This window comes from Streptomyces sp. CC208A, from assembly GCF_030010625.1.
Classification (GTDB): Bacteria; Actinomycetota; Actinomycetes; order Streptomycetales; family Streptomycetaceae; genus Streptomyces.
Window position 1 is genome coordinate 326,690 of sequence record NZ_JASCXN010000002.1, and the last position, 13,453, is coordinate 340,142.

Genomic DNA, 13,453 nt, shown 5'->3' on the forward strand with positions numbered 1-13,453 from the left:
GGGGCACCCAGCGGAGAATGATCTAGGGTCGACCGCATGGGTACCCCCGATTTCATCCGTGAACTGCGCAAGTCCGTCGGGCACCAGCTCCTCTTCCTGCCCGGCGTCAGCGCCGTCGTCCTCGACGACCGGGACCGGATCCTGCTCGGCCGCCGCGCGGACACCGGGGCGTGGGCCGTGATCGGCGGCATCGTCGAACCCGGCGAGCAGCCCGCGGACTGCGCGGTCCGCGAGGTCGAGGAGGAGACCGGCGTGCTGTGCGTGCCCGAGCGGATCCTCCTGGTCGAGACCCTGCGCGAGCCCGTCGTCTACGGCAACGGCGACATCTGCCAGTACATGGACGTGTCCTTCGCCTGCAGGGCCGTCGGCGGCGAGGCCCGCGTCAACGACGACGAGTCGATCGACGTCGGCTGGTTCGAGGCCGACTCCCTCCCCCCGATGAAGCGTTTCTCCCACCGGCGGATCGAGAAGGCGCTCGCCGACGACCCCCCGTGGTTCCGCACCACGGACCGCGGCTGAGGCGAGGTCGGCCCCGGCCGACCCCGGTCGGAGTCGTCCGGAGTCGGCCGGAGTCGGCCGGAGTCGTCCGGAGGAGTTGTCCACAGGCGGGGTCCACAGGGGTGGTGCGACCCCCCGGACGGCGGGTATCCCTGTGTCCATGTCCCACGAACACGTCTCCTACCTGGAACTCCTCGCCCGGGGAGCCGCCGCGGAGGCCTACGACCGGCCCATGCTCCTCGCCCGCGCGAGCGGCGCGGGCCCCGAGACGCTGGCCGGTCTCGAGGAGGCCCAACAGCTCGCCCTGCGGGTCCGCGCCGAACTGGAGGGCCGCCGACGGCGCGAGGCCGAGCTGTCCGCCCTCTTCGCCACCGCCCACGACCTCGCGGGACTCCGCGACCTCGACGCGGTCCTGCGCGCCATCGTCCGGCGCGCCCGCTCCCTCCTCGGCACCGAGGTCGCCTATCTGAGCCTCAACGACCCGGCGGCCGGCGACACCTACATGCGGGTCACCGAGGGCTCCGTCTCCGCCCGCTTCCAACAGCTCCGCCTGGGCATGGGCGAAGGACTCGGCGGACTGGTCGCGCAGACCGCCCGCCCGTACGTCACGGCCGACTACTTCGACGACGAACGCTTCCAGCACACCCGCGCCATCGACACCGCGGTCCGCGACGAGGGCCTGGTCGCCATCCTCGGCGTGCCCCTCAGCCTCGGCAGCCAGGTCATCGGCGTGCTCTTCGCCGCCGACCGCCGGGCCAGGGTCTTCGAACGCGAACAGGTCGCCCTCCTCGGCTCCTTCGCCGCCCACGCGGCCGTCGCCATCGACACCGCCAACCTGCTCGCCGAGACCCGGTCCGCCCTCGCCGAGCTGGAGCGGGCCAACGACATCATCCGCGAGCACAGCGCCGTCATCGAGCGCGCCTCCGAGGTCCACGACCGCCTCTCGGAGCTGGTGCTGCGCGGCGGCGGCGTCCACGACGTCGCCGAGGCCGTCTCCGAAGTCCTCGGCGGCACCGTCGAGTTCACCGAGACCACCGCCGGCGCCGCCCGCCGCGCCGGCGGGCACGCGGTCCGCGACGGCGACGACTGGGTCGCCGCCGTCTCCGCCGGAGGCGAGCACCTGGGCGCGCTCGTCCTGCGCGGCCGGCCCGACCTCGACCCCGTCGACCTGCGCACCCTGGAGCGGGCCGCCCTCGTCACCTCCCTGCTGCTGCTCGCCCGCCGCTCGGCCGGCGAGGCCGAACGGCGGGTACGGGGCGAGCTGCTCGACGACCTCCTCGACGCCCCCGACCGCGACCGCCGCCTGCTGCGCGAGCGCGCCGTCCGCCTCCGTACCGACAGCGAGGCGCCGCACGTGGTGCTCGCCGCCCGCATCGACCGGGCCGGGCCCACCGGCGGCGCCGAGCCGTCCGGCCGCGAGAGCGCCGACCGGCAGCGCCTGTGGTCCGCCGCCTCGCACCTCGCAGCCACCCGCCGCGGCCTCGCCTCCGCCCGCGACGGCGGTACGGTCCTCCTGCTGCCGCTGGGCCCCGGCGAGGACGCCGCCGAACTGGCCCGCCAGACCGCCCGCCACCTGGGCGGCACCCTGCGCGAGCCCGTCACCGTCGGCGCCTCCGCCCCCGTACGGGACCCGCTCGACCACCCGGACCGGGTGGCGGCCGCGTACCGGGAGGCACGCCGCTGCCTCGACGCCCTGGGGCTGCTGCACCGCGCGGGCGAGGGCGCGGCGGCCGAGGACCTCGGCTTCCTGGGCCTGCTGCTCGCCGACGGCCGGGACATCGGCGGCTTCGTGGAGCGCACGATCGGCCAGGTCGTCGCCTACGACGCGCGTCGCGGCACCGATCTGGTGCGCACCCTCGACGCCTACTTCGCCAGCGGCATGAGCCCGGCCCGAACCAAGGACGACCTCCACGTCCACGTGAACACGGTGGCCCAGCGGCTGGAGCGCGTGGGCCGGCTCCTCGGCCCGGACTGGCAGTCGCCCTCCCGCGCCCTGGAGATACAGCTGGCGCTCCGCCTGCACGCCCTGTCGTCGGCCGTCGCCCGCGACTGACCCCGGCCGGGCGCCGGACACGTGTGCCCGGGAAGCGGCGGGGTAGACGCGGGGCCGGAGAGGAGGGACGGCCATGACCGGAGCGGACACGCCGGCGGAGTACCGACGGAAACGGGACTTCCGCAGGACCCGCGAGCCCCGGGGGAGGAGCGGCGGCGGGGCCGGGGACGAGCCCCGGTTCGTGGTCCAGATCCACGAGGCGACCACCACGCACGTCGACTTCCGCCTGGAGGTCGACGGCGTCCTCAGGTCCTGGTCGGTACCCAAGGGGCCGTTCGGCGATCCGCACGACAAGCGCCTGGCGATGCCCACCGAGGACCACCCCCTGGAATACCGCGACTTCGAGGGGACCATCGCCGAAGGCGAGTACGGCGCCGGCACGGTGATCATCTGGGACGAGGGCGGCTACCGGAACCGCAGCACCGACGAGCACGGCCACGAGATCCCGTTCGCCCGGGCGCTCGACGCCGGTCACGCCTTCTTCCGGCTGGACGGGCACAAACTGCGCGGCGACTGGGCGCTCACCCGGTTCCGCGAGGGTTCGGGCGGGGAGCGGGAGGCATGGCTGCTGGTCCGGCGCGGCCACCGGGCGGGCGGCGGCACCCCCGACCCGCGGCGGGCCCGTTCGGCGCGCAGCGGACGGACGCTCGGGCAGGTCGCCGCCGAGGAGGCGGCGTGAGCCTGCTCGACCGGCTGCCCCCGGCAGAGCGGGAACGGCTGCGCGAGGCGGGGCCCAAGACCCGTGAACGGCCGAGGCTCGCCGTGCTCACCGACCGCCGCACCTTCACCGACGACATGCTGTTCGAACGCAAGCTGGACGGGGTGCGTGTCGTCGCGCTCCGCGACGGCGACCGGCTGCGGCTGCTCTCCCGCACCGGCAAGGTCCCGAACTACACCTACCCGGAGGACGTCGAGGCCGGCCGCGTCTCCGTCCTCCGCTACCTGTTCGACCTGCTGCGCCTGGACGGCCGGCGCACCACCGCCCTGCCGCTGCGCACCCGCAAGTCCCTGCTGCGCGACGCCCTCGACTTCCGCACCCCGCTGCGCTACACGCCCCACCGCGTCGGCCGCCGGCTGCCGGCCGACGCCTGCGGGCGCGGCCGGGAGGGCCTGATCGCCGAACGGGCCGACGGCCGCTCCGTACACCACCGCTCCACCGACCGGCTCAAGCTCAAGTGCGCCGCCGGGCAGGAGCTGGTGGTCGGCGGCTTCACCGAACCGGCCGGCAGCCGGGTCGGCTTCGGCGCGCTCCTCGTCGGCCGCTACGAGGGCGAGCGGCTCCGGTACGCGGGCAAGGTCGGCACCGGCTGCGACCCCGACACCCTGGAGGGCCTGCGGGCCCGCCTGGCCCGCCTGGCCCGCCTGGCCCGGCTGGCCCGGCTGGAACAGGACCGCTCACCGTTCGCCGACGAGGTCAGGGAGCGGGCCGTGCACTGGGTCCGCCCCCGACCGGCCGCCCAGATCGCCTTCACCGAGTGGACCGGAGCCGGGCGGCTGCGCCATCCCCGCCACCTGGGCCTGCGCGACGACAAGCGGCCCACCGACGTCATCCGTGAGCGAGGCACCCCATGACCACCACCGACTTCCGCGTGAGCGGCCGGACCGTCGAGATCAAACGGGCCGGGAAGGAGCTCTTCCCCGACGACGGCATCACCAAGGCCGACCTCGCCGACTACTACCGCCGGGTCGGCCCGCGCATCCTGCCGCACCTGCGCGGACGCCCGCTGATGCTCGAACGCCACCCCGACGGCATCGACGACGGCCGCTTCATGCAGAAGGACGTCCCCGCCCACTTCCCGGACTGGATCCACCGTCGCCGGCTGCCCAAGGAGGGCGGCACCGTCACCTACCCGGTCTGCGACGACCTGGCCACCCTGCTCTACCTGGTCGGCCAGGCGTGCATCACCCCGCACCGCTGGCTGTCCAAGGCCGACCGGCCCGACCACCCCGACCGCCTGGTCTTCGACCTCGACCCGCCCGGCGAGGACTTCGAACCGGTCAGACGGGCCGCCGCCCTGCTGCACGAGCTGCTCGACGAACTCGGCCTGCCCACGGCCCTGATGACCACCGGCTCCCGCGGTCTGCACGTCCTGGTCCCGCTCGACCGCCAGGCCCCCTTCGACGCCGTCCGCGCCTTCGCCCGTGACGTGGCCGACCTGCTCGCCGACCGGCACCCGGAGGAGCTCACCACCGCGCCGCGCAAGCAGGCTCGCAAGGGACGCCTCTACCTCGACATCCAGCGCAACGCCTACGGTCAGACCGCCGTCACCCCCTACGCCGTCCGCGCCCGGCCCGGCGCGCCGGTCGCGGCCCCGCTGAGCTGGAGCGAACTGGACGCCCCCGACCTCACCCCCCGGCGCTGGACGCTCGCCGCCATCGGCGAGCGACTGGAGGGCGACGACCCCTGGGCACAGGAGTCGCGCCGCGGCCGTTCCCTGAAAGCCGCCCACGGACGGCTTGAGAAGCTCTGAGGCGGCGGGTCAGGAGAACCGGGCCCGCGCCTCCGCCAGACGCTCCTGGGCCTCGGCGAGGTCCTCCGCGGTGGGGGCGTCGTCCTGAGCGAGCGTCAGGCGCCAGCAGCCGGAGAACTCGATCCGGCTCCTGGCCATGCCGCGGTCGTCCAGCAGATGCCGCCGCATCCGGCGTACCAGACCGGCCTCCCCCGCGATCCAGGCGAACCCCTCGCCCCCGGGCAGTACGGCGGCCCGCAGCGCGTCGGCCAGCGTCTCGCTGCGCCCCGGCTCGGCCGCGCCGCGGTGCAGCCACGTCGTGGTCAGATCGGCCTCGGTGCGGAAGGGCTGCTCGTCGGCCGCCTCCTGGACCTCGACGAAGGCCAGCACCCGCTTGCCGGCCGGCAGGCTCTCGACGATGGTCGCCATCCCGGGGACGGCGGTGTCGTCACCGGCCAGCAGCACCCAGTCGGCCTCCGCGAGCGAGGCGGACAGCGGCTCGGGGCGCGCGAAGTAGGAGCTGGGCCCGAAGACGCCCAGGCAGTCGCCCTCCTTCGGGTCCATGGCCCACCGGGTGGCCGGTCCGGCGTGCCGGTGCAGGACGAAGTCGAAGGTGAGGGAGTGCGTGGCCGGATCGTGCGCGCGGATCGTGTAGCTGCGCATCCACGGCCGCTCGTCCTCCGGGACGGCGCTGAGGGCCTGGTACCACGACGCGAGGTCGGCGGCCCCGTCGGCCTCCGGCAGGAGCGGCCGGGACTGGCCGGGACGCGGGAAGTAGAGCTTGACCTGCTGGTCGGGTTCCGTGAGGGAGAAGCCCCGGAGGTCGTCGCCGGTGAGGGTGACGCGTGCCAGACGGGGGGTGATCCGCTCGGTCCGACGGACGTGCAGGAGCCAGATGGGCAGGCTGTTCATGAGTTCCTTCGCGTACTCGGGGCGGAGGAGGGAAGAGGTCTCTGCTCTTTTGCCGCCACAACACTTTACGCCATAAGCCGCAACACTTTACGCCATAAAGAGATGCCGGTACGGAAGTGCGGACGATGCCGAGCGCTCCTGGGCGCCGGTGCGCTGCGGGTGCCTCCCCGAGCCCCACGCCGTGCCGGGGCAGGCCTGTGGAGAGCGCGGACTCGCCGGCCGGCGGCGCACCCTCCTTGTTCTGAATGGCGCGCGAGGAATTCGGGACGGCCGTCGGGAAATGGCGTGAAGCGGCCGTGCGGTAAGGTCAAGGCCGTCCGGATCCCGCGCCGATCGAAAGGGTCGTGGTGGTCGTATTCGCCGGCCAGGGGGATTTCCGCCGTTCCCTGGCCCTCCTGTGGCGCACTCCCGGTGAGGCGGCCGCCCGGAGCGGCCCGGGCCCCCGGCCCGGACTGACCGTCGACGCGATCGTGGACGCCGGGATCGCCCTCGCCGACACCTCCGGAATCTCCGCGGTCTCCATGCGCGAGGTGGGAAAGCGCGTCGGACGGACCGGAATGGCGCTGTACACCTACGTGCCAGGCAAGGGCGAGCTGGTCGACCTCATGTACGACCGCGCCCTCGCCGAACTGCCCACCGACTACGACCTCGCGGACGGCTGGCGCGCCGCGCTCTCGGCCTGGGCGCACGACTACCGGACGTTCTGCCTGCGCCACCCGTGGATCCTCCAGGTCTCCCAGGCCCGTCCGGTCCTTGGGCCGAACGACAGCGCCGTCCTGGAGACCCTCCTCCGCATCCTCTTCTCCACCGGGCTGAGCGCGCAGGCGCTGCGGCGGCTCGTCGGCACCCTGGTCAACCACGTCCGGGGCGCCGCGCAGACGGTCGTCGACCTCCGGCAGGCCGCCACCGCCACCGGGGTCTCCGACGAGGACTGGTGGGCCGCCCGCTCCGCGGCCTTCGAGGAGGTCGTGCCCGACTTCGCCGCGCGCTTCCCGGCGGTCGTCCGACTCTCCACGGAGGCCGCGGCGGCCCCGCCCGACCCGGAAGGGCCGTACCTGGAACGGGAGGCCACCGAGACCTTCGACGCCGGGCTGGCCGTCCTGCTCGACGGCATCGAGGCCCTCGTCCGCCGTGGCGCGCCGGACGCGCCCCGGGCGCAGGAGCGGAGGCTGTGAGGCCGCGATGTGGTGCGGGGCCCGCCATCCGGGCCGGGGCGTGTTACTCTAAAAGTGTTGCAGTTGTGGTACCCATGAACCTATGTGCGCCTGACCGGAATGCTTTTCCGCAGGCGCATTATTCGTTTTCCGGCATCTCCGGATGGGGCCTCTGCCTACAGAAGGAGAAGGTCATGGCACAGGGAACCGTGAAGTGGTTCAACTCGGAGAAGGGCTTCGGCTTCATCGAGCAGGACGGCGGCGGTCCTGACGTGTTCGCGCACTACTCGAACATCGCGACGCAGGGCTTCCGTGAGCTGCAGGAAGGCCAGCGCGTCACCTTCGACGTCACGCAGGGCCAGAAGGGCCCGCAGGCGGAGAACATCGTCCCCGCCTGATCGCCGGACGCCCGTCCGCCGCTCACCGGGGTCCGCACCGTCGTGGTGCGGACCCCGGTTTGTGCTGTTCGCCGTTGGAAGAAGCTGTTCGCTGTACGAGGAAAGGCAGAGCCCCCCTATGTCCCGAAGGCCCCGGAAGCCGGGCAAGCGTGTCCCGGCCGGTCAGGCTTCGGCGCCGGTCCCGGCGCGGTCCAGCGAGTTCAGCATGCCGGAGAGCGCCACGCCCGCCCTCCCCGCCGCGGAGGACTTCGCCGGGCTCGACATGCCCGCGGGGCTCCTCGCGACCCTCACCGCCCAGGGCGTGACCACGCCCTTCCCCATCCAGGGCGCCACCCTGCCCGACTCGCTCGCCGGCCGTGACGTGCTGGCGCGGGGACGGACCGGTTCCGGCAAGACCCTCGCCTTCGGCCTCGCGCTGCTGGCCCGCACCGCCGGGCTGCGGGCGGAGCCCAGGGCTCCCCTGGCGCTCGTCCTCGTGCCCACCCGCGAGCTCGCGCAGCAGGTCACGGACGCCCTGGCCCCCTACGCGACGGCGGTGAACCTCCGGCTCGCCACCGTGGTCGGCGGGCTCTCGATCACCAAGCAGGCCGCCACCCTGCGGCGCGGCGCCGAGGTCGTCGTGGCGAGCCCCGGCCGCCTCAACGACCTCGTCGAGCGCGGCGACTGCGTCCTCGACGACGTCCGGATCACGGTCCTCGACGAGGCCGACCAGATGACCGACATGGGCTTCCTGCCGCAGATCACCAAACTGATCCGGCAGGTGCGGCCCGACGGGCAGCGGATGCTCTTCTCCGCCACCCTCGACCGCAACATCGACCAGCTGGTACGGCGCTTCCTCACCGACCCGGTGGTGCACTCCGTCGACCCGTCCGCCGGCGCGGTGACCACGATGGAGCACCACGTCCTCCACGTGCAGGACGCGACCGACAAGAAGGCCGTCACCACCCGCATCGCCGCCCGGGACGGGCGCGTGATCCTCTTCCTCGACACCAAGCGGTCGGCGGACCGGCTCGCCAAGCGCCTCCTGTCCGTCGGCGTCCGCGCGGCGGCCCTGCACGGCGGCCGCACCCAGCCGCAGCGGAACCGCACCCTGGAGCAGTTCAAGACCGGCCAGGTCACCGCGCTGGTGGCGACGAACGTCGCGGCCCGCGGCATCCACATCGACGACCTCGACCTCGTCGTGAACGTCGACCCGCCGGCCGACCACAAGGACTACCTCCACCGCGGCGGCCGCACCGCCCGCGCCGGCGGATCCGGCAGCGTCGTCACCCTGGTCCTGCCGGAGCAGAAGCAGGACGTCACCCGCCTCATGAAGGACGCGGGCATCCGCCCCCGTACGACCCGCCTCAAGTCCAGCGACGAGGAGCTGGCCACCCTCACCGGCGCCCGTGAACCCTCCGGAGTGGCCGTCACCATCGAGGTGCCCCAGCAGCAGGCCCCTGCGGCCTCCCGCCCGGCCCGCAGGACCGAGGGCGCCGGACAGGGCTCCGGCCGCCCGTCCCGCCGCCGCCGGAGCGGCGGTGGCACCAAGGCCTCGACCACCGCCACCCCCACGGGCGGCCGCGGCACCGCCCGCCGGTCGGGTTCCGGTTCCGGCGCCGGAGCAGCGGGCGACGGCACGGCCAAGGCGGGCCGCGGCTCCGCCCGCCGTCCGCGCCGCCGCACCTCCGCGCCCGGCGGTGGCTCCGACCGCTGACGGCGGCCGCGGGGCGGGCCGCCGGGCCGTCGGAGGAGGGGTGACAAAACCCTCCGCGTCGTCCCGGGGCAGGACCGTACGATCCGGGAGTGAGCCCGACGCCGAACCCGACACCGAACCCCCACGCGTACCCCTCCGGACCGGTCCCCGCGAGCCCCGAGGAGGCGCTCGCCCGGGTCGCTGCGGGAGAGCCGCCGGTTGCCTGGCGCGGGTGGCCCGCCGGGGTGTTGGTGCCGGCCGTACGGGTGGCGTTGCTGGGGGCGGAGCTCGTGCGGGAGCCGGCGGTGCTGCGGCGCGAGGAGCGGGGGGAGGCGCTGTACCAGGCGGTCCGGGGCGTGGGGGTGGCCTCGGCGGAGCTCGTCGGTGAGCTGGCGGGGAGCGGCGACGGTGTTCTGGAGGGGGAGGCGCTGCGGCTTGCCCGGGAGGGGCTGCGGGAGGGAGTGCTCGCCCCCGGGTTCGTGCGCGAGGTGCTGAGCGGTCTGACGGGGGCGGCGTCCGCCGCCGTGGTGAACGGGGCGCTCGCCGGGCTCGCCGAACCCTGGGCCGTGGCCGAGCCGTTGGCGGCCGAGCTTCCCGAGCGGCTGCTCGCGCCCGCCACCGCCGAGGCCGCGCTCGCCGTCGCCGTGGCCCATGGGCACGGCGGGCCGCTGTGGCGGGCCGCCGGGGATCCGGACGTGGCGCCCCGCGTACGCCGGCGCGCCCTGGCCCTGTACGGCGAGACCGCCCGGCGCGACGACGTGCCTGCCGTCCTGGCTCTCGCCGGCACGGGTCCGCTGCTCCTCGGCGGTCCGGCGGTGGACTGCCTGCGCGCCCTGCACCGGCGCGGACACTTCGTCACCGACGCGGACCTTCCGGCCGTCCTGGACCTCGCGCTCGCCGACCACACGATCCCGGCCCGCGCCGTGGCCACCGTCCTCTACACCTGTCGGCGCTCTCTCCTGCGCCTGCTCGTCGCCGCCGCGCCCGACGCCCCGGACTGGCCGCGCCGGCTCGACCTTCTCGTCGCACTGGACGAACAGGGGGTCGCGGACCTGCCGGTGGCCGCGGAGATCGCCCGTGTCCTGCCGGACGCCGCAAAGCCGGGACCGTTCCTGCACGCTCTGCGTGCCCTCCGCGACCCGGCGACCGAGGACGCCGTCCTCGACGCCCTTCCGCACGCGCCCGCCGACGCGCTCGACGCGCTGGAGGCCGTGGGCGGCGACCGGACCGTACGCGTCCTGGCGGCGGCCCTCGGTCCCGATGTCCTCGACGGCGTCGCGCGGCCCGGTGACGCGCCCGCCTCCGAGGACGTCGAGCGCGCCGTACGGGCCTTCCGGCCGCGGGCCCTGGAACTGGTCTGGCTGCTCACCACGGATCCCGGCGTCCGGCGGCGGCTGCTCGCGCGGATCGACGGCGCCGAGCTGCCCGCCCGGATCGCCGCCGACCTCGGCGGACCCGACGAGCGCGAACTCGCCCTCCTCTCCCTTCACTTGGATCCGGACCGGCCCGTCGACGCCCTCCGGCGGATCGCCGAGCACGCCGACGCGGGCGGCCTTCCCGTCCTCGCCGACCTGCTGCTGCGGATCGCCGGAGAGGCGGCCGCGGCGTGGGAGCCCGGCGCCGCCGGGCCCGTGCCCGACGCCGAACCCGCCGTGCCGCCCGAGGCCGTGAGCGCGCTGGTCGGCCTCGGGAGGCGGTGGTACGCGCGCCGCCGGATCCGGCCGCTGTGCCTCCTGGACGCCTCAGACGCCGCGACCGCCGGACAGGCGCTCGCCGCCGACCTGGCCCTCGGGCTGCTGGACCGGCCCGGACTCACGGCGGGCGAACAGCGCGTCCTGCTCCGGCTGTTGCTCGACCTCCCGCAGGCGCCGCACCACCGGATCCGGCCCCGGGTCCACCGCCATCTGCGCCACCCCGACCGGCACGTCCGCAAGCACGCCGTCGCGCTCCTCGCGCGGGACGGCACCGGCGACGGCGTCGAGGCCGTGTCGGCGACGCTGCTCGCCCTCACCGGCCCGGACCGCGACCCGCAGACCGTACGCCAGACCCTGGGCGCCCTCGGCGACGCCGGTGCCCGCTGGGCGTCGGACGCCCTCTCCGCCTGCCTCGGCCACCCCGCCATGAACGTCCGCAAGACGGCGGCCCGCGCCCTCGCCACCGCCGGTACGGCCCGGGCCGTACCGCACCTCCTCCACCGCCTCGGGCACGACGACAACCCCGGCCTGCGCACCCACCTCCTCGACGCCCTGCGCGCCCTCCTCGGCGACACCCTCACCGCCACGGTCACCGCCGCGGCGGACCGCGCGACCGACACCCGTGTCGGTGACCGGCTCCTCGCCGCGCTCCCCACCACACCGGACCCGGACCCGGATGAGACGGACCTTCGTCGTCTGACGGGGGACGGCTGGGATCCGGACGCCGCCCTGCGCCTTGCCGAACGCCACACGCCCGCCGCCGGGCACCGGGCCGCGTACCTCCGTGAGCTGCGCCCGTACCTCCGCGACTGGCTGGAACTCGCCGGTACTTCGGCGCGGGCGCGCCGGGCCGTCCTCGGCGTGCTGCCGAACCGGGTCTGCCCCGGCCCGTGGGAGGTCCACGAACGGGACGCGTTCGCCCGTCACGTCACGGTCCTCCTCGACGGCCTCGCGGAGGCGGAAGGCGAGGCACGGGACACCCTGATCGCGCTCCTGGAGGCGGCCGCTCCCCATCCGCGCCCCGGCCTCGCCGCCGAAGTCGCCGCCGGTGAACGGGCCTTGCCGCCCTGTCGCCCGGGCCGCCGCTCCACCCTTCCGCTGCTCCGGCTCGTCGGCGCGGTCCCCGTCCGCGCCGACCTCGACCGCGAACTCGCCGCCGCCGCCCTGGCGTCGGACCCGGAGGCCGCCCGGGCCCGTCTGCTGCGCGAGACGTTCGGGATCGGCGAGGCGGGGCCCCGACCGCCCTGGTACGGCGAACTCGTCGCCGCCGTACGGAGCGTGCCGGAGCTCGCCGCCCACCGGGAACGGTCTGCCGCTGTCGGCTCCCGTGAACTGCTCGCCGCCCTCGTCGACGTACAAGCCGGCGCTCCGCCGGACGTCCGGGCCGCGCTCGTCGACTGGATGACGGAGCTTCAGCCCCTGGCCGTACCGCCGTGGACCCTCGCGGAGACGGCCCGCGCCGAGGTCTCCCCGGCGCGTGTCGCCCGCCCCGCCGACCTGGACCAGCCCCGCTCCGCCGCTCAGCGGGAACGCCTGCTCGCCCTCCTCGCCTCCGACGCGCCGGACCGGCGGAACACGGCGGCGCGTGCCCTCCTCGCCTGGCCCGAGCCGGACGTCCGCGCCACCGTCCTCGACGTGTATCTGCGCGGGCGGATCGACGAGCCCGCCGACCCCGCGCTCCGCACCGCGCTGGGCCACGCGCTCGCGGAGACCGACCCCGCGTCCCTGCTCGGCGACGGGGTACGGCCCGACCGCGTCGCCCGGATCGCCGCCACCGCCTGCGACGTACGACGGCTCCCGTCCCTGCTGCCCGTCCTCCTGCACCTGTGGCGGCACGGGCCGGAGGGCGCACGCGCGGACGCGTTCACCGCCCTGCGGCGGCCGCCCGCCGATCTCCTGGCCGGGCACCTGGAAAGCGGGGCCGCCCCGGGGCTGCTCGTGCTGCTCGCCGGTCGGTCGCTGCGGCGCACCCCGGCCCTCGACCGGCTGAGCGAGCGCCATCCGGAGGCCGGTCTCGTCCTCGTCGACGGCCCGCCGCACGGCCCGGAAGCCGCCGAACGGCAGGCGGCCGCCCTCCGTGCCCTGCGCGAACGCGCCCCGGCACCGGCCGCGCCCGCCTCCTCGCTCCCGTACGAGGAGCTGGTCACGCTGCTGCGGTCGCCCGAACCCCTGCGGGTCCGGCGCGCCCTGGCCCAGCTGACCGAGCACGCCGCCGAGTTCGAGCCGACGCGCCTCGCGGAGCCGCTGCGGGAGCTGCTGTCGCACCCGGTGGCCGGGGTACGGCTCCACGCGCATCGCGTGTCGCGGGCGCTGCTCGACCGGGAGACCCATCTGCGGCTGACCGAGGTCCTGCTCGACGATCCGCGCCCCGATGTCGTCCGTGGCGCGATCCGGGTGCTCTCGCGGGCACGGTGGCGGCCGGCGGTCCCCGTCTTCGTCGCCCTCCTCGACCACGGCCGGCCCACCGTGCGGCGGACGGCGGAGGAGGCGGTCCTGCATGCGGGCCGGGAGTCCGTTCCCTCACTGCGCCGAGCCGCCGCCCACGCCCGCCCGGACCGCCGGGCCGCCTACGAGAGGCTGCTCGCGCGTGTCGGGGAGGGGGAGACGGCGGCTCGGTAG

At 75.4% G+C, this 13,453-nt stretch carries 10 protein-coding genes; 9 read left to right on the forward strand and 1 reads right to left on the reverse strand.

Annotated features, from left to right (window positions below):
* Nucleotides 1-36: 36 nt before the first annotated feature.
* From QK442_RS03760 to ligD, 5 genes are all read left to right on the forward strand, one after another.
* A complete protein-coding gene (locus QK442_RS03760) occupies nt 37-519 on the forward strand; it encodes an NUDIX domain-containing protein (protein ID WP_282692332.1) in 483 nt (160 codons plus the stop codon).
* Between the two features lie 139 nt (nt 520-658).
* Nucleotides 659-2,551, forward strand: a complete 1,893-nt coding sequence (locus QK442_RS03765) for a GAF domain-containing protein (protein WP_282692333.1) — start codon at nt 659-661, stop codon at nt 2,549-2,551.
* Nucleotides 2,552-2,624: 73 nt separating this feature from the next.
* Nucleotides 2,625-3,230, forward strand: a complete 606-nt coding sequence (locus QK442_RS03770) for a DNA polymerase ligase N-terminal domain-containing protein (RefSeq protein WP_282692334.1) — start codon at nt 2,625-2,627, stop codon at nt 3,228-3,230.
* Nucleotides 3,227-4,123 carry an ATP-dependent DNA ligase gene (locus QK442_RS03775; protein WP_282692335.1) on the forward strand — a complete coding sequence of 299 codons (897 nt, stop codon included), beginning with the start codon at nt 3,227-3,229 and terminating at the stop codon, nt 4,121-4,123. Before QK442_RS03770 ends, QK442_RS03775 begins: the two co-directional genes overlap by 4 nt.
* Nucleotides 4,120-5,022 carry a non-homologous end-joining DNA ligase gene (gene ligD, locus QK442_RS03780; protein ID WP_282692336.1) on the forward strand — a complete coding sequence of 301 codons (903 nt, stop codon included), beginning with the start codon at nt 4,120-4,122 and terminating at the stop codon, nt 5,020-5,022. Before QK442_RS03775 ends, ligD begins: the two co-directional genes overlap by 4 nt.
* Nucleotides 5,023-5,031: 9 nt before the next feature.
* Here the strand turns inward: ligD and QK442_RS03785 are convergent, their stop codons facing one another.
* A complete protein-coding gene (locus QK442_RS03785; RefSeq protein WP_282692337.1) occupies nt 5,032-5,913 on the reverse strand; it encodes a siderophore-interacting protein in 882 nt (293 codons plus the stop codon).
* Between the two features lie 347 nt (nt 5,914-6,260).
* Between QK442_RS03785 and QK442_RS03790 the strand changes: the two genes are divergently transcribed.
* From QK442_RS03790 to QK442_RS03805, 4 genes are all read left to right on the forward strand, one after another.
* Entirely contained in the window at nt 6,261-7,088 is an 828-nt protein-coding gene (locus QK442_RS03790; RefSeq protein ID WP_282692460.1) for a TetR/AcrR family transcriptional regulator C-terminal domain-containing protein, read from the forward strand.
* Nucleotides 7,089-7,261: 173 nt separating this feature from the next.
* Complete coding sequence (locus tag QK442_RS03795) at nt 7,262-7,465, forward strand: cold-shock protein (protein ID WP_031013754.1); 204 nt, start codon at nt 7,262-7,264, stop codon at nt 7,463-7,465.
* A gap of 118 nt (nt 7,466-7,583) precedes the next feature.
* Nucleotides 7,584-9,161, forward strand: coding sequence for a DEAD/DEAH box helicase (locus tag QK442_RS03800; RefSeq protein ID WP_282692338.1), 1,578 nt, complete (start codon nt 7,584-7,586; stop codon nt 9,159-9,161).
* A gap of 89 nt (nt 9,162-9,250) precedes the next feature.
* Nucleotides 9,251-13,453: a HEAT repeat domain-containing protein gene (locus QK442_RS03805; RefSeq protein ID WP_282692339.1), complete on the forward strand. Its 4,203-nt coding sequence runs from the start codon at nt 9,251-9,253 to the stop codon at nt 13,451-13,453.